The organism is Microbulbifer mixtoriginis (SeqCode), from assembly GCF_052466695.1.
Window position 1 is genome coordinate 2,126,996 of sequence record NZ_CP174285.1, and the last position, 20,894, is coordinate 2,147,889.

15 protein-coding genes are annotated in these 20,894 nt (G+C 51.4%); 3 read left to right on the forward strand and 12 right to left on the reverse strand.

What is annotated here, in order from left to right:
* Nucleotides 1-36 precede the first annotated feature (36 nt).
* Together ACJJI0_RS09460 and ACJJI0_RS09465 are read left to right on the forward strand one after the other, a co-directional pair.
* Nucleotides 37-1,209: a sensor histidine kinase gene (locus tag ACJJI0_RS09460; RefSeq protein WP_444885667.1), complete on the forward strand. Its 1,173-nt coding sequence runs from the start codon at nt 37-39 to the stop codon at nt 1,207-1,209.
* On the forward strand, nt 1,206-2,042 hold the full coding sequence (locus tag ACJJI0_RS09465) for a LytR/AlgR family response regulator transcription factor (protein WP_444885668.1): 837 nt from the start codon (nt 1,206-1,208) through the stop codon (nt 2,040-2,042). The genes ACJJI0_RS09460 and ACJJI0_RS09465 overlap by 4 nt, the downstream gene beginning before the upstream one ends.
* A gap of 177 nt (nt 2,043-2,219) precedes the next feature.
* Here the strand turns inward: ACJJI0_RS09465 and ACJJI0_RS09470 are convergent, their stop codons facing one another.
* The 7 genes from ACJJI0_RS09470 to ACJJI0_RS09500 form a co-directional block, all read right to left on the reverse strand.
* Nucleotides 2,220-3,479, reverse strand: coding sequence for a sugar MFS transporter (locus tag ACJJI0_RS09470; protein ID WP_444885669.1), 1,260 nt, complete (start codon nt 3,477-3,479; stop codon nt 2,220-2,222).
* Nucleotides 3,480-3,807: 328 nt separating this feature from the next.
* A complete protein-coding gene (locus tag ACJJI0_RS09475; protein WP_252085077.1) occupies nt 3,808-4,764 on the reverse strand; it encodes an acetyl-CoA carboxylase carboxyltransferase subunit alpha in 957 nt (318 codons plus the stop codon).
* A 92-nt stretch (nt 4,765-4,856) separates the two neighbouring features.
* Entirely contained in the window at nt 4,857-8,375 is a 3,519-nt protein-coding gene (gene dnaE, locus ACJJI0_RS09480; RefSeq protein ID WP_444885670.1) for a DNA polymerase III subunit alpha, read from the reverse strand.
* Between the two features lie 58 nt (nt 8,376-8,433).
* Nucleotides 8,434-8,649: a DUF1289 domain-containing protein gene (locus ACJJI0_RS09485; RefSeq protein WP_444885671.1), complete on the reverse strand. Its 216-nt coding sequence runs from the start codon at nt 8,647-8,649 to the stop codon at nt 8,434-8,436.
* Complete coding sequence (locus tag ACJJI0_RS09490; protein WP_252085074.1) at nt 8,642-9,178, reverse strand: gamma carbonic anhydrase family protein; 537 nt, start codon at nt 9,176-9,178, stop codon at nt 8,642-8,644. Before ACJJI0_RS09490 ends, ACJJI0_RS09485 begins: the two co-directional genes overlap by 8 nt.
* A 98-nt stretch (nt 9,179-9,276) precedes the next feature.
* Entirely contained in the window at nt 9,277-9,801 is a 525-nt protein-coding gene (locus tag ACJJI0_RS09495; RefSeq protein ID WP_444885672.1) for a methylated-DNA--[protein]-cysteine S-methyltransferase, read from the reverse strand.
* Entirely contained in the window at nt 9,798-11,264 is a 1,467-nt protein-coding gene (locus tag ACJJI0_RS09500) for an AlkA N-terminal domain-containing protein (RefSeq protein WP_444885673.1), read from the reverse strand. Before ACJJI0_RS09500 ends, ACJJI0_RS09495 begins: the two co-directional genes overlap by 4 nt.
* A gap of 603 nt (nt 11,265-11,867) precedes the next feature.
* Between ACJJI0_RS09500 and ACJJI0_RS09505 the strand changes: the two genes are divergently transcribed.
* Complete coding sequence (locus ACJJI0_RS09505) at nt 11,868-14,453, forward strand: thrombospondin type 3 repeat-containing protein (protein WP_444885674.1); 2,586 nt, start codon at nt 11,868-11,870, stop codon at nt 14,451-14,453.
* Nucleotides 14,454-14,511: 58 nt separating this feature from the next.
* Here ACJJI0_RS09505 and ACJJI0_RS09510 read toward each other — a convergent pair whose 3' ends face one another.
* The 5 genes from ACJJI0_RS09510 to ACJJI0_RS09530 all read right to left on the reverse strand — a co-directional run bounded on the left by ACJJI0_RS09510 (nt 14,512) and on the right by ACJJI0_RS09530 (nt 20,890).
* The gene (locus ACJJI0_RS09510; protein ID WP_444885675.1) at nt 14,512-15,294 is read right to left on the reverse strand and encodes a PhzF family protein; all 783 of its coding nucleotides are present in this window, start codon (nt 15,292-15,294) and stop codon (nt 14,512-14,514) included.
* 197 nt (nt 15,295-15,491) lie between these two features.
* Complete coding sequence (locus ACJJI0_RS09515; RefSeq protein WP_444885676.1) at nt 15,492-16,043, reverse strand: hypothetical protein; 552 nt, start codon at nt 16,041-16,043, stop codon at nt 15,492-15,494.
* A 265-nt stretch (nt 16,044-16,308) separates the two neighbouring features.
* Nucleotides 16,309-16,968 carry a glutathione S-transferase family protein gene (locus ACJJI0_RS09520; RefSeq protein WP_252085068.1) on the reverse strand — a complete coding sequence of 220 codons (660 nt, stop codon included), beginning with the start codon at nt 16,966-16,968 and terminating at the stop codon, nt 16,309-16,311.
* A gap of 298 nt (nt 16,969-17,266) precedes the next feature.
* Nucleotides 17,267-18,985, reverse strand: a complete 1,719-nt coding sequence (locus ACJJI0_RS09525) for a DUF8614 domain-containing protein (protein WP_444885677.1) — start codon at nt 18,983-18,985, stop codon at nt 17,267-17,269.
* A gap of 72 nt (nt 18,986-19,057) precedes the next feature.
* On the reverse strand, nt 19,058-20,890 hold the full coding sequence (locus ACJJI0_RS09530; protein ID WP_444885678.1) for an ABCB family ABC transporter ATP-binding protein/permease: 1,833 nt from the start codon (nt 20,888-20,890) through the stop codon (nt 19,058-19,060).
* Nucleotides 20,891-20,894: the final 4 nt, after the last annotated feature.

Here is a 20,894-nt window from a genome sequence, read left to right on the forward strand (position 1 = left end):
CCCGTCATTTTCACAAAATTAAATATACGGGACATCATGCAGTACTCTACCCGTCAATACTGGAATGCAACTGCGGAAATTCCTTCGACCCGCTGGTTTTGGAAATTACAGCTGGTCAGCTGGATTGGCATTTTGCTGGTGACATTCCTCTCCCTGACTCTCTGGCATTCACCCTCTGAGTGGCCAAGCTTCGAGCCAGCAAATACTATTTTCCAGTGTGCTGTGGCTTTTGTTCTCTCGGTATTCCTAAGACCCATTTTTGATATCGCCTGGGACTCTGAACTGGCCGTTCGCACAGTTATCTATTTACTCGCCGTTGCGGTGATTTCCGGCATCTGGACCCTGGTGCGCATGGAGGCCTATATCCGCTTGAGCGGGGAGCACTCCATCTGGTCTGAATTCGGCGGCTGGTATTATGCCTCCCTCTTTGTCTTTCTTTTTTGGAGTGCACTTTACTGTGGGGTTAAATACCACATACTGCTGCAAGGGGAACACAAAAAAATGCTTGAAGTGGCCGCGGACAACGAGCGCGAGCAACTTCGTAGACTCCAGGCAGAGGCTATCGCCAATGAGGCCCAGCTTAAAATGTTGCGCTATCAGCTCAATCCCCACTTTTTGTTCAATACACTAAATTCCATTAATGCTCTAATTCGCTTTCAACAGGCCGATGAGGCCCGCGAAATGGTTGTACGACTCAGTGATTTCCTGCGCCTCTCCCTAAAAGAGAGCCCTATACAAAAAGTAGAACTTGAACAGGAAGTCAAAGCAGCACTCCTCTATCTGGAGATTGAAAAAACCCGCTTTGCTGACCGTTTGGCTGTAGATCTCAATGTCGATGAAACGGCCCGGCAAGCATTGGTGCCCAGTATGTTGCTACAACCACTGGTAGAGAATTCAGTAAAATATGCCATCGCCCCCAATGAAATGGGAGGCACCATCGGAATTCATGCGAAAAGTACCTGTGAGCGCCTACTGCTGGAAGTACAGGATTCAGGCTGTTCCGAAGACTGCGCCGGCGAAAGAAATTTCCAAGCAAGTTCCACCGGTGTTGGACTGAAGAATGTACGGGAGCGACTTTCCAGCCTCTACCCACAAAATTACCGTATAGAGCAACAGGAAAAACCTGATTGCGGCATGTCGATACGAATCGATATACCGCTGGAAAAATCCACGCACCCCACCAATAAAACACAGGGAGAAGTCCAATGAACAAACTCACTGTCGTGCTGGTGGACGACGAACCCCTAGCCCTGCGCCTGCTGCAAAGCATGTTTGAGGAATTCCCTGATATAGAAATTGCCGCCTGCTGCCGCAATGGGCGCGAGGCGTTGCAAGCCGTATCTGAATACAGTCCAGACCTATTGGTTCTGGATGTGCAAATGCCCGGGATGAATGGCTTTGATGTGGTCAGTCGTCTACAAGCCGACACCATGCCACTGGTAATATTCGCCACCGCTTTCGACGAATATGCCCTTAAAGCCTTTGAGGTTCACGCTGTCGATTATGTTTTAAAGCCCCTGGATAACGCTCGCCTAGAAACCGCCCTTGATCGCGCGCGCCAGCGCTTGCAATTGGCACATGCCGGCAAAAAAGACATCCACCAAGAAGAAAAAAACCGGCTGCTGCGCTCTATTGAGGAAATGAGCTCAACCAAGGGACAAGCCTCTGAGACTCGCACCCCAGTGATCAACAATCGCCTGGCGATTAAGGATCGCGGCAGTATTACTATGGTCAATCAGCAGGATATCGAGTGGATAGATGCCGCCGGTGACTACATGTGTGTGCATGTAAAAGGGGAAACCCATGTTATGCGCAGCACCATCAAAGACCTGCAAAAACAGCTGTGCCCGAATAATTTTAAGCGTATTCACCGCTCCACCCTGGTGAATCTCAACTATATCGAACACATCAAAGTACTAACCAAAGGGGAGTACTTTCTCACCTTAACGAGCGGCGCTAAAGTCAAAGTCAGCCGTAACTATCGCCTACCGATTAAGGAATTTCTCGAAGCCAATCGACGTGTAGCTTCAGAAGCCTCCTAAACAGTTTGCACATCATCGCCACTCAATACCGGCAGGGACTCGCCGGTATACCAGTGAAATAACCAACCTAAGCAATATCTGATCCACGCCATCCAGTTAATAAAGAGAGCCCCTTTCTTTACAATAAAAAAAGCCGGCATGGAAATGCCGGCTAAACGAGCTCAGAAGAGAAAAAAATTAAGCGCGTTTGTCTGGGCGGTGACCAATGGCACCGTAGTAAAGAATATAGAGGTAGCAGAAAATAGGCAGGACAAATGCCAACTGGATACCCACTTGGTCCGCCAATAATCCCTGCAATAACGGCACTATAGCGCCACCGACTATAGCTAGGCACAAGATACCAGAACCCTGACTAGCCGCCTTGCCAAGTCTCGCAAGAGCCAAACTGAAAATTGTTGGGAACATAATGGAGTTACACAGCCCCACCGCCAAAACAGCATACATTGCCAGGTAGCCGCTACCGGCTACAGTGATAAGCAGAAGTAGGCAGGAACCCAGGGAACAAATTGCCAGCACTTTTCCCGCGGAAATAAAGCGCATAATCAAGGCACCGGCAAAACGCCCAACCATGGCCCCACCCCAGTAGAGGGAGATATAGAACGCTGCCTCGGATTCCTCGAGACCAGCAATAGAGTCTTCGGCAATAAAGTTCACCAGGAAGCTGCCGATAGAAACTTCCGCACCGACATAAACGAAAATCGCTACCGCCCCTAATACAAGATGGCGATAATTCCAGGCCGAAGCTTCACCTACCTCCGATGGGGTCTGTGAAGTATTGCTGACAATAGACGGCAGATTCAAAAACGCAAAAACCAGAGCCAACACGGCTAGGGTAGCCGCCAGAATCAGGTAGGGCACTTCGATCACTGAGGCACTGACTGCGCCGACGGCAACTCCCGCAGCTGGGAGAATTAATAATGCACCGAATTGTGGGGCTACGGTGGTACCTAGTGCATTAAAGCCCTGGGTCAAGGTTAGTCGGCTGGGTGCCGTGCGCTCATCTCCCAAAGCGGCAACATAGGGATTTGCCGACACCTGTAAGATAGTGATACCGGAAGCGAGAATAAACAGGGCCCCTAGGAAAAGCCCATAGACCTCCATGCGCTCCGCAGGAATAAATAGTAAGCAACCCAATACCGCGATAGTGAGGCCGGTGACGATACCTTTTTGGTAACCAATCTTACTCACCAGACTACCAGCCGGCAGGGAAACCAAAAAATAAGCTCCAAAAAAACAGAATTGCACCAGCATCGCCTGGGCATAGTTCAGCTCAAAAATCCCCTTGAGATAGGGAATCAGGATATCATTCAAACAGGTAATAAATCCCCACATAAAAAACAGTGAGGTCAAAGCTACCAGCGCAAATTTTTGTCCCGCTTGATCACCAGCTTGCAACTGCACAGCATCCGTTGCCGTATTCCTCTGCAAAATTGCCATATTTGATTCCCAGAAATTTCTGCCGCAACTAAACCGTAAATGGCAAGCCAGCACTTAAACACTTGTTATTCTTTTTGCTTTCTACCATGGAGGCGCAGATACGACGCAGCGGTTTTCGATAGGGGGGGCTAAAAATGGGGGTAGTAGGGACAGTGTAAAGTGCCCTGGACACGCTCAACTAGCGAGGCAAACAAATAACAGAAGACGAATAACCCACCCAATAAACGGGGAATCGCCAAATATAGAGCAGATCTCGTAAAAGGAAACTGGACTCAAAAAAACAAGAAAAAAGGGCAGCGCCATGATCGGGACTGCCCTTTTAAGGATATTAAGAAACGATATTGCCGTAGCTCATCAGGCGCTGATAGCGCTTTTCCAGCAACTCATCAATAGGAATAGCACTCAACTGCTCCAGTTGTTCACCGAGGCGCTCCTTCAGGCTCTCGGCCATGGCATCCGGATCGCGGTGCGCACCGCCGAGGGGCTCGGGGATGGTTTCATCCACAATACCTAACTCCTCCAACACACTGGAAGTCACCCCCATAGCCTCGGCAGCCAGTGGAGCCTTCTCTACGGTTTTCCAAATAATATTGGCGCAGCCCTCCGGAGAAATCACAAAGTAGGTGGAGTACTGCAGCATATTGAGCTGATCACCAACACCTATTGCCAGAGCACCACCGGAAGAACCCTCACCAATCACGGTACAAATAATCGGCGTGCGCAAACGGGACATCACCGCCAGGTTCTGGGCAATGGCCTCACTGATGCCGCGCTCTTCACTATCGATTCCAGGGTAAGCCCCTGGAGTATCGATCAAAGTCAGCACCGGCATTTTAAAACGCTCGGCCATTTCCATAATGCGCAAAGCTTTGCGGTAGCCCTCCGGCTTAGGCATACCGAAGTTACGCGCAACCTTCTCATTCACAGAGCGCCCTTTCTCTTCACCGATCACCGCTACCGGCTTGCCATTCAAGCGTGCGATCCCAGTAATAATCGCCTTGTCATCACCAAAATGACGATCGCCGTGCAGCTCGTCCCAATCGGTGAATAGCCGCTCAATATAATCCTTGGAGTATGGGCGCTGCGGGTGCCTGGCCACCTGGACCACTTGCCAGGGGCTCAGGTCTGCATAGATGGACTCGGTAAGAGTTCTGCTCTTATCCCGCAGCCGGGTCACTTCATCGGCGATATTCAGCTCATTGTCGTCCCCGACCAGCTGCAACTCTTTAATTTTGCTTTCCAGCTCTGCAATCGGCTGCTCAAACTCGAGAAAGTTGAAATTCATGAAATCTGCGCCTTAACTCTTTTCCATGCCTCTGGGCAATCACAGCGACATAGCTTAACTGTACAGAACCGACCAGTCGAGCCCAGTGGACTTTAACGCCGCTCAGCGTATTGAAGTGCCACCCGCTCACGCCCCAGCAACTCCCGCAGGGACTGAACCATCTGATCATTCGGCTCCACATTCCATTGTGGAGGCAGGCGGTAGAGACCCCGCGCATCGTGGCGCAACACTTCCAGACTGACCCCGCACTGGCCACCGGTATAGGGCTGCAAACACGAGGCCAAACGCTTGGCTAACCCAGGGGCCACAACACCGGTATCGACTTGCAGACGCACACCGGTCACCCGGCTCTGACGCAGCTCATCCAGAGTGGAAACCCCATTCACGGTCATTTTCAGACCGCCGCTGTAATCGTCATTGGCCACGGGGCCTTCGAGTACCAGCAGCGCATCCTTAGCCAGCTTGTCGCGGTGTTCGCCAAATGCCTCGCTGAACATGGCCGCCTCAATACGGCCGCTGCGATCATCCAGGGTAACAATAGCCATGGAATCGCCACGCTTGGTCTTCATCACCCGCATGGCAACCACCAGGCCCGCCACTTTTTGCGCTTCGCGGCCAGGTTTTAAGTCGGCGATTCGCGCCTTCACCAGGTGCTGTAACTCACCGGCATATTCGTCAATGGGGTGGCCGGTGAGATACAGACCCAGGGTGTTTTTCTCACCCTCCAAGCGCTCGCGAATACTCCAGCAGCGAGTGCGACGGAAGTCCTCGTACACATCACCATCGGAAGATTGCGGCACCACCTCACCGAACAAATCCATCATGCCTGCATTGGCATTAGCCTTTTGCTGTTCCGCCGCCTTCACCGCTTCATCCAGCGCGTTAAACAGCACCGCGCGGGAATAATCCAAGCCATCACTGCCGCCAGTATCCGGCCCAATGCTGTCGAAGGCACCAGAGCGCACCAGCGCCTCCAGTGCACGCTTATTCACCTTGCGCGGATCGACACGCGAGCAGAAATCGAACAGATCGGTAAAGGGACCGCCCTCTTCCCGCGCCGCAATAATATTTTCAATCGGCCCCTCACCCAGGCCCTTGATGGCACCGAGACCGTAAATAATGCGGTTATCGATATCCACCGAGAACTGGAAGCTACCCAGATTCACATCCGGCGGCACCAGCACCAGCTCCATGGCGCGACACTCTTCGATAAAGGTCACCACCTTATCGGTCTTATCCATATCCGAAGACATGGTCGCCGCCATAAACTGGGCGGGATAGTGCGCTTTCAACCAAGCGGTCTGGTATGACACCAGTGCGTAAGCCGCAGAGTGCGACTTGTTAAAACCATAGCCTGCGAACTTCTCTACCAGGTCGAAGATCTTAATCGCAAGTTCGGGGTCAATTCCTTGCTCTTTTGCCCCATTTTCAAAAGTGGCCCTCTGTTTGGCCATTTCCTCCGGTTTCTTTTTACCCATCGCCCGGCGCAACAGGTCAGCGCCACCGAGGGTATAGCCCGCCAACTCCTGGGCGATCTGCATCACCTGTTCCTGGTAGACGATCACGCCGTATGTGGGCTCCAGGATCGGTTGCAGTTTCTCGTGCTGGTATTTGGCATCCGGGTAGGCCACCTGAGCGCGACCGTGCTTACGGTTAATAAAGTCATCAACCATGCCCGATTGCAGCGGACCCGGACGGAACAGAGCCACCAGGGCGATCATATCTTCCAGGTTGTCCGGCTGTAGGCGCTTGATCAGGTCCTTCATCCCCCGGGATTCCAGCTGGAATACCGCAGTGGTCTCTGCCCGCTTGAGCATCTTGAAGGTTTCATCATCGTCCAGTGGCAGCGCGGCGATATCCAGAGGTTCCAGCCCCTCCCGCGCTCGCGTCTCATCCACCATGCGCTTGGCCCAGTCGATGATGGTCAGCGTCCGCAGGCCGAGGAAGTCGAACTTCACCAGACCCGCATCTTCCACATCGTTTTTATCGAACTGGGTCACCAGGCCTGCACCGGTCTCATCACAATAGAGTGGCGCAAAGTCGGTGAGCTTGGTGGGGGCGATAACCACACCACCCGCGTGCTTACCCACATTACGAGACACCCCTTCGAGCTGCAGGGCCATCTCCCAGATTTCCTGGCCCTCGTCATCGCTTTCGAGGAACTCGCGCAATATCTCTTCCTGGTCGAAGGCCTTCTGCAGGGTCATACCTACATCGGGGGGAATCATCTTCGACAGCTTGTCTGCGAGGCCGTAGGACTTGCCCTGCACCCGCGCCACATCTCGCACCACCGCCTTCGCGGCCATGGTGCCAAAGGTAATAATCTGGCTCACCGCCTGGCGGCCATAGTTATCCGCAACGTAGCCAATTACCCGATCGCGCTTCTCCATACAGAAGTCGATATCGAAGTCGGGCATCGACACCCGCTCCGGGTTCAGGAATCGTTCGAACAGCAGATCGTATTGCAGCGGGTCCAGATCGGTAATGTCCAGCGAGTAAGCCACCAGAGAGCCGGCACCGGAACCCCGCCCCGGGCCCACCGGGATATCGTGGTCTTTGGCCCACTGGATAAAGTCCATTACGATCAGGAAGTAACCCGGAAATCCCATCTGGATAATGATATCCAGCTCAAAACGCAGGCGGTCTTCATAGACCTTGCGGCGCTCGGCATAGTCAGCGGCGGACTTGTCCAGGATAGTTTCCAGGCGCCGCTCCATACCCTCGTAAGAGACCTTTTCGAAGAACTGGTCTTCGGTCATACCCTCGGGAATCGGGTATTCCGGCAGGAAGTATTTACCCAGCTGGATTGGCGCCGAACAGCGCTTGGCAATCTCCACGGTGTTTTGCAGGGCTTCGGGGATATCGCCAAACAGTTCCCACATCTCTTCCGGCGTGCGGAAATACTGTTCGGCGGAATAACGGCGCTCGCGGCGAGGGTCATCGAGGGCGCGACCTTCGTGAATACACACGCGCACCTCGTGGGCCTCAAACTCGCTCTCCTCCATAAAGCGCACATCGTTGGTGGCCACCACTGGCAAATTTAATGCCTGCGCCAAATCCACTGCCGAGTGCAGGTAGTCTTCATCGCCGGCGCGACCGGTGCGCTGTAACTCCAGGTAGTAGCGGCCGGGAAATAACTCCGCCCACTCCCGTGCCAGCTCCTCTGCCTGGGCGCGGCGCCCCGCTACCAGTGCACGGCCCACATCGCCGTACTTGGCACCGGACAGCATCAGCACCCCTTCGCTGTACTCCTTAACCCATTCGCGTTTGATATAGGCGTTACCGTGGTACTGGCCTTCCATCCAGGCGCGGGAGATCAGCTCGGTAATATTGCGGTAACCATCGGCATTCATCGCATAGAGCGTGATCAGCGTCGGCTTGCCCTCGCCGCCTTCGCTGAGCCAAAAATCCGCTGCAGTAATCGGCTTGATACCGGAGCCCAAACAGGCCCGGTAGAATTTGATCTGCCCGTAGAGGTTGCACTGGTCGGTAATCGCCAGGGCCGGCATTTCCAGCTCCTGGGCGCGAGCGATGGCCAGCTTGATTCTTACCAGGCCATCGATCAGGGAAAATTCTGAGTGAATTCTTAGGTGGACAAAGGGTTGGGTCATAGTCGCATTTAGTTCCGGGCCCTGCGAGGCCCGGCCCCGACAAAGCGCTATCGATTGTTTACCAGATTCGGCCCATTTGCCGCGCGCGCTCGGTGCAGAGTTTTAACACTGCACGGCGCTCATCATTGTTCATGGAGCCCCAGCGGCTGATTTCGCTACCACTGCGAAAACAGCCCTCGCACAGGTCCTGCTCATTCAGGGCACATACGGAGATACAGGGGGATTTCACCGGGCGCTCTTTCGGCTCCACGGTTTTTACCGGTTGTTCAGACATCTTTAGCCTCAAGCGGGACCAGTTCACTGGCGAAATGTTTGCCGTTGGCCGCATAGTGATCGCTGCTGGCTTTGAGCAGCTCGTAGGTGGCGGGATCGAGAGATTTTACTACCTTGCCGGGAGAGCCCAGCACCATAGAGTAATCGGGAATTTCTGTGCCCTCGGTCACCAGCGCATTGGCGCCAATGATACAGCACTTGCCGATTTTGGCCCGGTTTAAGATCACGGCATTGATACCAATCAGGCTGTAATCACCAATGTCACAGCCGTGCAGCATCACTTTATGGCCTACGGTGACACCGGTGCCGATGGTTAATGGCACACCGACATCGGCATGCAGTACCGAGCCATCCTGTACGTTGCTGTATTCACCGATAGTGATCGGCGCACAGTCCCCGCGCACCACCGCGTTAAACCATACGGAGCTGTGCGCAAGCATACGCACATCTCCAATCACATGGGCACCGGGCGCAATATAGTGGCCCTCACCTTCCAGTTGTGGCTGTTTATCCCCCAATCTGTACAGCATTTGGCCTCCGGCTCGATATGATTATGAACCGCTCATTATCTCGCGCCAAAGAGGCCGTGGCTAGGGAGAGATGATTGCGCTTTTCCCAATATTACCCGCTAGAGCAGCTCGCCCTGCTGGACAAAGTTGGCGCCCTCAAGGGTAAGCAAGCGCGCTTTCAAAGACAGGCCGCCGGCGTAGCCGGTAAGGCTGCCATTGGCTCCGATCACGCGGTGGCAGGGAATAACGATGGCAATCGGATTTGCACCATTGGCCCGCGCCACTGCGCGAATAGCCCGAGGCTGGCCCAACCACTGGGCTTGCTGACTGTAACTGCGGGTTTCGCCAAAAGGAATTTGCAACAGCGCATCCCAAACCCGGCGCTGGAATTCAGTACCCTTTGGCGCCAGAGGCAGATCGAAGCTTTTGCGCTGGCCGGCGATATATTCCCGCAACTGCTGGACGGCTAAATCTGTCAGCTCCGAGGCGCCCCGCTGCCAACCGGCCCCCAAACGCAATGGTCGTTCATCATCATAAAACTGGAGTGCAACTATACCTCTGGCGCCTCGGGAGAGCTCCTCTTGCTCGCAGGCCGCGATGGCAACATCACCCAATTCCGTGGTGTAACTCTCATAGACAATCATTTTTTCTCTCCAGATTTCAGGGACTGCCACAACAAAATGGCTCCATATGCCCGCCAGGGCCGCCACTGCTCTGCCCGCTCCAGGGCCTGCTTGGGTTTTGCCTTTTCACCATCACTGCCCAGGGCTTGTAGAATACCCAAATCCGACGCGGGGAAAGCATCCGGCATCGACAGTCCGCGCATAGCGATATAATGCGCTGTCCAATCGCCAATACCCGGCAGTGCTGTGGCTTGGCTGCACCAATCGTCCAGGGACTGATCGGCAAAACTCACACGGCCATCCAAAGTTGCGGCGACAAACTCCTGTAGGGTTTTCATCCGAGCCCGAGTCAAGCCCAGATCGGCAAAGTCCGCCTCAGCGAGACGCTCAGCCGTTGGGAATAAAAACCGCTCTCTGCCAGCATCATCCACAAAAGACTCCCCGTAGCGGGCCACGATACGTCCGGCAATAGTGGTCGCCGCCGCGACACTGATCTGCTGACCGAGAATCGCCCGCAGTGCATATTCGAATGGGTCCCAGGCACCGGGCAAGCGCAGGCCCGGATTCTTCGCCAACTGATCTGCCAGCAATGGATCTTCGTTTAATACTGTCTGGATCTCCTCAATATCCGCATCCAGATCAAACAGCCGGCGCAGGCGCTGGTTCAGCAGATATAACCCTGCCCCACCTTCCTGACCAAAAACCTCCACTACCAGGCGATTTCGTTCCGGGTCGTGGGAGACCTCCATCACGCCGCGACAAGCATCCAGTTCGAAACTGCGTGAATAGACCTCCCCCTCCACATGCTCTACCCCCGCCAAAGCACGAGCTCCCAAGAAAGCCAGGAATTGTTGCCAATCTAATGGCGGGCGGTAATCCAGGTACAGCCGTACCCGTGTGGCACTCGCCGTCTCCGCGCGCACTGCGTGTCCCTCCCTGCGCACCTCGGATGGAGTGCGTTGATAGATCTGTTTGAATACGCCGTTAAAGCGTCTCAAACTGTTAAAACCAGCCTCGTAGGCTATTTCAGCAATAGGCAAGTCCGTATCTCGCAGTAAACGAAAAGCAAATAGTGCCCGCTCGGTTTGCCAAACCGCCAAGGGGCTTACCCCCAAGTGCTCAGAGAACAGACGGCGCAAATAGCGGCTGCTGACCCCGAGACGCTCTGCCAATCGCTCCACAGATTGAGGCTCGCGCTCACTGCGCATCAGTTTTAAAGCGCGCTGCACGGTGGTCGAAACCAATCCCCAAGCTGGACTGCCCGGCGCAGAATCGGGGCGACAGCGCAGGCAGGGCCTAAAGCCCGCATTGGCCGCCTCCGCCGCAGTTTCAAAATAAGTGACATTGCGCTCCAACGGTGGCCGAGCGGGGCAGATGGGTCGACAGAAGATACCTGTCGTCTTCACCGCCGTAAAAAAACGCCCATCAAAACGCCGATCACGGGCAAGCCGCGCACTGGAACAAATTGCCGCATCAATTTTCATTTACCCTCCCGAATCTGACCTACAGTGTATTTCCACGCTGCCTTGGAAACTAGTCAAAAACGGAACTGACCCAAAAGCCATAGACCCAATAGTCATAACAAGACTCAAGCCTTCGTTATCATGAGAAATAAATTCACATAACCAACGTTTGCCGCGGCAAGGACTATATCCGGTTGCCCGATTAATTTACGCACCTGATTACTCTTTACAGCTCACAAGAAATTTTCAAAACTATCAACGTCTTTCCGCTTATTCCCCATCAAAAATACACACCGGCAACAAGTTGAAAATTTCTCAGCACAAATGTGCAGGCATTTTCACCTCCCTCACTGCCAACAAGAAAAACTAAAAAAATAAACTGCCATTATTTTTTCAATCATTACCTTTATCCGGAGAAATCACACATATTTACTCACATCGAAATTCGGTGGCTCATCTATTCTGATAAGAAATAAAAATCAGGTATTTACTCCACCAATTACATCTATAGGGAAGCAACCTTCAAGAAGTGGGCACTTATTTTCACTTCTATTTTCTAGTAATAAATGACAGTTCTTCCCCAGCAGATAACAGAAAAGTATTTGTTCCCAGAGATTTCAAAGCATGTCAAAAATATCGTTAATTGTATTTTTTCTTTCGCTACTGCTATTGAGTGCCTGCGGATCGGACAAAGGAAAAGCCCGAGCCACCGATAACTTCCCCCCGGGCTCCAATGTGACAGACAGTGATGGAGATGGCGTTCGCAATTCCGACGATAACTGCCCCAGCATCAGTAATCCCTCCCAAGATGACCTCGACAGCGACGGTAGCGGTGATGCCTGTGACAACGATGATGACAATGATAATCACCTGGACTTAGAAGATAACTGCCCACAAATCGCCAACATCGATCAGGCAGATAGTGACGGCGATAAAGTTGGCAATGCCTGCGATGAAGATCTCGATGGTGATGAAGTAGTCAACGATGCGGATAACTGTCCTGCAAACGCCAACCATGAACAGAGTGACATGGATGGCGATGGTGTCGGTGACAGCTGCGATAACGACCTCGATGGCGATGACTTCACCAATAGCCTCGATAACTGCCCCACCGTCTCCAACCCAGACCAAACCGATCAAGACAATGACGGCATTGGCGATCTATGTGATAGCGACAGTGATACCGACAATGATGGCCTGGATGATGGTGTAGACAACTGCCCGCAAGTGTCCAACGAAGATCAAGTGGATACCGACAACGACGGCACGGGCAACGCCTGCGATAACGACGATGACGGTGATAGCATCGAAGATATCAGTGACAACTGCCCTGGCAAACCAAACCCAGCACAAGAGGATCAGGACAACGATGGATTAGGCAATGTCTGCGATCCGGACCTCGATAACGACGGCATTGATAATGAAGCTGATAATTGTCCTGCTATCGCCAATACCGACCAAAGTGATATCGACTCCGATGGAAAGGGCGATCTATGCGATAGCGATGATGATGCGGATGGCATTGAAGACCATGCCGATAATTGTCCCGTCGATGCCAATGCAGATCAAACCGACACCGATAGAGATGGCAGAGGCGACCTTTGTGACTCCGACCGGGATGGCGATGGGGTAGACAACGATGCAGACAATTGCCCCCTCGTGGCCAATGAGGACCAGGTAGATACCGACGGTGACAGCTTCGGCGATGCCTGTGATAACAACTCTGATATCGACGGGGATTTAATTACTGACTATGTCGACAACTGTGTAAACATTGCCAATACCAGCCAATTCGACCGAGACGGAGACGGTATTGGTGACGCCTGTGACAACGATAAGGATGGTGACGGCAGTGCCAACACAGAAGATAACTGCCCTGCCATTCCCAATCGAGACCAAGCCAATAACGATAGTGACCAGTTCGGTGATATCTGTGACAGCGACGATGATAACGACGGTATCATCGACCTGATCGATAACTGTCGCTTCAACCCCAATGCCCACCAAAAGGATAGCGATGCCGACTACCTCGGTGACGCCTGCGACCCCGATCTGGATAACGATGGCATCGTAAATAGCAGTGACAATTGTCCCCATAACCCCAACACACTTCAGGAGGATCATGATGGGGACGGCGTCGGGGATGCCTGCGATACCAATACCGATGCAGATAACGATAGCTTCGACGATGGTGTAGACAATTGCCCCGCAGTAGCGAACCCGAATCAGTCAGATCAGGACAACGATGGCCTGGGAGACATTTGTGACAATGACCGGGATGGCGATGGTACGACAAATGAACAAGATAACTGTCCCTTCGTTCCCAATGATCAAAGCGATAGTGACGGCGACGGAAGCGGTGATCATTGTGACAATGATGTCGATGGAGATAGCATCGAGGACACCCTAGACAACTGCCCACATGTACCAAACCCGGAGCAGGAAGATGGGGATGAAGATGGCAACGGCGATGCCTGCGATAGTGATATCGATAATGACACCCTGGATGACAGCGCAGATAACTGCCCAGCTATTTCCAATCCAACGCAAACGGATAGTGATGGAGACGGACAGGGCGACGCCTGCGACCCCGACGTAGATAACGATGGCGTGGAAAACACCTCAGATAACTGCCCTCAAACCTGGAATCCGAATGGAGAAGACTCGGATCAGGATGGCATTGGTGACGCCTGTGACTACGATACTGCCCTTTCCTGCACTTCCTTCGAGGGGCTTGAAATAATGGATGGCGCTAGCACAGAGCTGGAACATGGTATCAATGCTCCCTGCGATGGCTGCTCAGTAGTTTCATTGGCCAAAGTAGGCAATGGAATACTCTCCGATGCCGCCAGAATGGAAGTTGCGAGTGGCGCTGGAGGCAGCACTTATATCCAGGTCAACCACAGTAACGTGAAAAGTGGTCGCTACCTACTTAGCTTCCTGGTGGAAAATACGAGCTCAGTACTGGATCTTATCTACCTCAACAGTATTACCATCAGTACCTATCTGGACGGAACTGCTACAGGTGAAAGCATCAGCGGTTATAGGTTGGCACCATTTAAGGTCAATGGTGCCCAGAATCACCGCCTGTTACTGGCAAATACTCAGGCAGACTTTAACCAGGTACGCCTGACTCTTGGCGGATTGGAGCTCACCAATAACAAGCTGGATATCTATCTCGCCTGTGCGGTTCCCATAAGCCTGCCGTAGTAAAGCCCTTATAAAAGCAATAAAGCCCCGAGTTCCGGGGCTTTATGTTTACAAAGGTTTATTGAAACGATATTTGACCGCGCATAAAGTCAACGGCTTGGCCGATAAGAATAACCTCATCACCTACAACCTCACAGGTGAGCACTCCGCGCCTCTTTGATAGCTGCATTGCATTGAGATGTGACTTACCCAAAACCTGACTCCAATAGGGTGTCAACTCGCAATGTGCAGATCCTGTTACTGGGTCTTCATTGACTCGCAGCTTGGGAAAAAAACAGCGACTGACAAAATCACAGTGATCCCCCGGTGCGGTAATCACCACACCCCTTAAATCGAGCTCAGCCATCAATATGAAATTAGGCTTAACGCTCTTTAGTTGAGTCTCGCTATCCAGTACAACGATATAGTCAAAGGCAGCCAAAGTTTTCACAGGAACCACACTTAAAGCCTCAGCCAAACCTGATGGACATTCCGTTGGGGCAGGGATAATGATAGGAAATCGCATTTTATAGCCGCCTTCGCAGAGCCCCACTTTTAACAAGCCACTGCGAGTTTCGAAGTTGATAACAGGCTTTGCGTACGATAAATGTTTAAACAAAACATGGGCTGCTGCCAGGGTGGCATGACCACAGAGATCCACCTCAGCTTCAGGTGTAAACCATCGCAGCCTATAACCCTCTCCCTCTGGAACAAAAAAAGCCGTTTCAGATAAGTTATTTTCTTCAGCAATATTCTGCATCTGTATATCTGTGAGCCACTCATCAAGTGGACAAACCGCGGCCGGATTACCAGAAAACATACTGGATGCAAAGGCATCTACCTGATAAATATTAATTTCCATATTCTTCTAAACTTCCCACTTATAAAATAACAACTAGATTATTACTAGTAGTGCCTCTATTACAGGCAACATATACAACGCAGCAAAAATTAACAAATATAAAAAAGGGACAACTTAGTGCCCCTTTAAGTAGAAACCTGGCTTTAAATATTAAGTTACATTTTCACCTTATCCATACCGCATACTCCAGAACTCTATCAATCCAAAGGGCAAACACTTGCCAGGGAGGTAGTGAAAGCCCGCTTCATAAACTCAAACTGCTCATTGGTTTCCATGTGTGCACTCAAGGAATTTCTGGCCGAGAGAAAGCGCTTTTTCTCAAGCTCCGTCATGCCGTCATGATAGAGGTATAATTTTTCAATCGGCTTCATGGCCGACTTTTCACTTCTATAAAATTTATCCTTGGACATAGCAAGGTCAACCTTATCCCGTATTGACCCATCCGGCATTATCTGAACAGACACACTGGGCACATAGTTTGCAATTGGCCCCTTTAGATTTAACACCTCGGGATTCAACTCACTAAGTTTCTTGGCGATATAGACTTTCAGCTTGTTATTTCTAACTTCCAACTTCACAAACGGCTTTATTATTTTGAATTTATCTTTATCTTCTTCGAACAACTGCACAGACGCCTCCAACATCACCAAACTCTGGGTGTTTAGAAAACGTTCATATTCCTCTAATTGACAAGACGCCTGTACATACTGACTAAAGAAGAAGGCAAGAACCAGGGCTGGTATTTTCATAGTTCTAATAATTATCCTTAATTTTTAGAAATGGACCGCCCAATTCCACTGGGCAAATCTGACGTATATCACACCCTATTCTAGTCGTCTTTTTTTCTTGGATAATCTATAGGTTCACATTTGCGGATCTTCCCACAGAAAATACGCAACTTCCTTCATTTTTCAGGTTATATACGCCATTTGAGGACGACACAAAGAGGCACATAAACTAGCCCCTAAAGTACCCATTGAGTGTGGAAACCAGTAATGGAAGCCTCTCTCCTCTTTACTTTCGGTAGTCATCCAGAATTACCGGCGGCAAGCTTTTGGCTTCCGACATCCACTCTTCCACACTCTCTCTTGCCAGAAGCCTCATTACCCATTGATGAGCCCGGGGCCAATCACACATTTCCGGGCTATGGGCATACAACCTGATAACCGTGGGCACCAGCACCAGATCTGCGAGGGAGAGATCACCACAAAGGTAAGGGCCACCACTATGGGCTAATTCTTGCTCCCAGCAGTGAAACAGTCGCTCCGCATCTGCCTGCTCAGACTGGGTCATCTGACGCTTATCCTGATAAAAAGCGCTTTCAAAAGAAAGTCGTGGACACAACCCTGAGAGACCCGCATGTTGCCAACTCAAGAAAGAACGTGCTCTAGCCTTGGCCAAAGGATCTGAGGGAAGTAAACTTCCGCCGCCAATATCGTTGGCATATTCCATAATGGCTAGGGAATCAAAAATAACACTCTGGTTTTCAACCAATACGGGTACTGAAACAGCGGGGGATATCTCACCAATCCGGCGAAGATTTTCAAAGCGCTGCGGCTTGCGAATATCAACAACTCGCTCTTCAAATTCAATACCCAGCTCCCTAAAAGGAAGCCATGCCCGAAAAGCCCAGCTGGAGGCATTTTTAGTACCAGTGTATAAAATACGTTCCATGTTTTTCCCTTAAAATTTTTAGATACGGTCTTTAAAACAGATAACAGGGTAATTAAATAGACTCAACTATAAATCCAAAATGATGATCAACCTACTGTAGTGTTTCTTCAATGTAAACATCCTCATTTTTTGTGATTAATCACTCAGCTTTTTCTATCAACCGATAAAAGAGTCTCCGTAAAAGCAACATCTGATACTCAATATATGTTGCATCTAAACTTTCCCCTAAGAGTTTATTCGAGGTAAAAATAAAAAACCCGGCAAATGCCGGGTTTTCAAGGTGAAAATTTGCTTAGTTTTACTTCAAGCCAAGAACTTCTTTACCCTGGATGAAAGTAACATCCACGGGTATATCCGCCTCTGCCAATCGATCCAGGTCAGCCTGCAACTCAGGACCGATAACCCCTTTTTCAGCGAGTAGCGTTTTGGCCTGCTCGTAGTTACCATCACCCTGAATAGTCAGGATCAGGCGCGACAGGTTGGTCATGGCCTGCTGCATTTTTTCGAAATCCACACTGTATTGACCGGTTTTCGGATCGCGGGTAAAGGCGCCCTGCTCTTTGAAGAAGTTAAAGCGCATCATATTGGCCTTACCGTGGGCACTGGCTGCACCGAAGCGCACGCTGCGGAAAATACCAGCGAGGAAGGTAACGTAGTTATCCATCAGCTCGCCCTCTTGGATCTCGCCTTTCTCATGCAAGCGGGTCACCATATAAAGGCCGAGAATATCGGCTTTGCCTTCTTCCAGAGAGGAAGAAGTCTCCTTCAACACCTGGCGTACATTTGCTCCGCCGGTCACAGTCTTCTTAATACCCAGGCCGTGCGCCACCTCGTGGAACATGGTATTGGCAAAGAAAGCGGGGAATGTGATGTTCTTGCGCTGATCTGGAGCAATCAATACATCGCTGATGGGCACCAGGATCTTGTCAAACTTGGCACGCATAGCGTTTTTCAGCTGCAGCCGACGAGTGCCTTTCGCCAGCTGAACTTCTTCATCGTTAGGCAGGTTAATGGCAATCGTCTTGGAACCCGCATTGCTGTGACCTGCGTAGAAAAGTACATCGTACGCATTCAGATCAGAATCAGTACCCGGCTCTTCGGCCTTGTACTTTTCTTCTACCGGCAAGCCTTCCTGTAATTCAGGCAACAGCGCAGCAAACTTGGCCAGCTTCTTACTCCACTCTTTATCTTTGAGGAGTACGTAAGACTCGTAAGCCGTGCGATAGGCGAACATTTGATCTTCGTAGTTTTCAATGGGGCCGATCACTACGTCGATATCATTTTCCTTCATGTCCATCCATGCCATATCGCTGGGACGGAAATTATCATTGAGCAGTGCGTCGGCACGCATGTCCAGATAGTTGGCGAATTCTTTACTTTCCGCCAGCGCGGCTGCCTGGCGCAGGATATCCGCCGCCTTCTTCAGGTCAGCATTGTAGGCTTTGCTGTAGGGGATCAGCTCCAGCTTACCAGCATCGTTGCGGCGCACCAGAGAGTAGAGGCCATCTTTTCCAGGTTGGTCCCAGTTCTCAAACTCTTCGCGAGTCATATCTGCCGGATAGAAGTTGGCACCCAGGGGTTTGAGACCGTAGCCAGTGATAAACGGCTTATTGTCATTGAGGCGATCCCAAGGACCGTAATTAATCTCGGCAAACTTGCGCGCGCGGTTGTCTTCGATATCGGGCAGCAGCACTTCTGCTGGGCCGTAGGACTGCAACCAGAACAGTCGATCCATGATCCGGCTGGCATCAATCAACAGGCCGATCATCTTACGCTGATTCTCGCTAAGATTACTCATATCAGCGGTAAGTTCTACTGGTACATAAATATTAAAACGTTTATCAGCGTTTTCTATGGCTTGGCCTGCGGGCGGTGTGACCGTCTCAGATTCTACAATCTGTGCCTCCGCTTCATCTTTACGGATTTCCTCGGCCTGTTTGTCTTTGCTACAGCCGCCCACCAGCGCCATGGCCAGCAGTGCGGCAGCGATCTTGGTAGTGTGAAAGGGAATGGTCATATCGCTCTGCCTATCATTTTTTTGTTTCGGCGCCACATTAGTCTGGCTACACACAATTATCAAGACAGGCTTTTATGGCTCCGCCACCTGAGAAGCCACAGGAGTTTCTTCTCCTATTCCAGTCGTACGCTCCTGCTGCTGCATACGCCACAGGGTCGCATAGTGCCCGCCTTCCTCCAGAAGCTGGCTGTGGGAACCCTGCTCAACGATCTGGCCTTGATCCATGACCAAAATCTTATCGGCATCCACAATTGTCGAAAGACGGTGGGCGATCACCAGTGTGGTCTGTTCGCGGGCAATTTCTTTCAGAGAGGCGACAATACTGCGTTCCGAACGGCTGTCCAGAGAGGAGGTAGCTTCATCAAAAATCATAATCGGTGGTTTTTTGAGCAGCGCCCGCGCTATGGCAACCCGCTGTTTTTCACCACCGGATAGCTTAAGGCCGCGCTCACCAACCAGAGTATCCACCCCCTGGGGCAGCTGGCGGACAAAATCCGACAGGTGAGCATGATGAATTGCAGCAATCACTTCCTCATCAGTGGCATCCACCCGCCCATAACGCACATTTTCTTTGATTGATTGGTTGAATAACACCGCATCCTGGGGCACCACACCAATAGCGCGACGCAAGGATTCCTGACTGACCGTACGAATATCCTGGCCATCAATGCGAATCGACCCATCACTTACATCATAAAAGCGGAACAACAACTTAAACAGGGTCGACTTACCGGCCCCGCTGGCTCCCACAATCGCCACTTTCTGGCGTGGCAGCACGGAGAAGCTAACCTGGCGCAGAATTTCACGATTGTCTTTGTAACCAAAGCGCACGGCATCAAATTCAATTCGCCCTTCCTGCACTTGCAAATCTAAGGCCTCGGATTGATCGGCCACCGCTGGCTTAACCCTGAGTAAAGAGAACATCTTTTCAATATTGGCCAGGGCACCTTTCATTTCCCGATAGACAAAACCGAGAAAATTCAACGGGATAAAAATTTGCATCATAAAGGCGTTAACCAGGACAAAATCTCCGATGGTCATTTGCCCTTTGGTCACGCCTACCGCCGCCAAAATCATCGCTGCGCACATGGCAGAGGCAATAATCAGTGCCTGACCAGTGTTTAGGCTAAACAGCGATAGGCGGTTTTTACGCCGGGCCCGCTCCCATACCGCCAGCTCACGATCGTAATGGTTCGCTTCATGCCGCTCATTGGCAAAATATTTCACCGTCTCATAGTTGAGCAAGCTGTCTACCGAACGACTGCTGGCCTGGGATTCGGCTTCATTCAGGGCGCGTACAAAACGGGTACGCCACTCTGTGGCCACGACAGAGAAGCCGATATAAACAATAACGGCGACCAGCACTACCAGAGCAAACACGCCGCTGTAATTCCACCAGAGCAAGCCCGCTACCATGGCGATCTCAAGCAGAGTGGGTACGATATTGAACACCATAAAGCGCATCAAAAAGCCAATGCCGCTATTGCCCCTTTCAATATCCCGAGAGAGCCCCCCGGTACGCCGATCCAAGTGAAAGTCCATATCCAACTTGTGTAGGTGCCGAAATACCTCCAGGCCAACTCGACGCTGAGCCCGTTCCGTCACCCGGCCAAAGATGGTATCCCGCAACTCACCAAACAGAGTACTGGAGAATCGCACCGCACCATAAGCCAATAACAGCCCCAGTGGCAGAGCTATGGCTTGGGCAACACCACCGGTTTTATCCAGATTGTCGACGATATGCTTGAGGATAAAGGGTAAAGTGACCCCCGCAATTTTTGCCCCAATCAGGCACAAAATTGCCAGGGCGACAGCCCGGCGAAACTCCAATAAGTAAGGGAACAGGGTTTTCAGCGCACCCCAGTGCACCTCGTCCAGAGAAACAGTGGACTTGGGTCTCGGCATAATC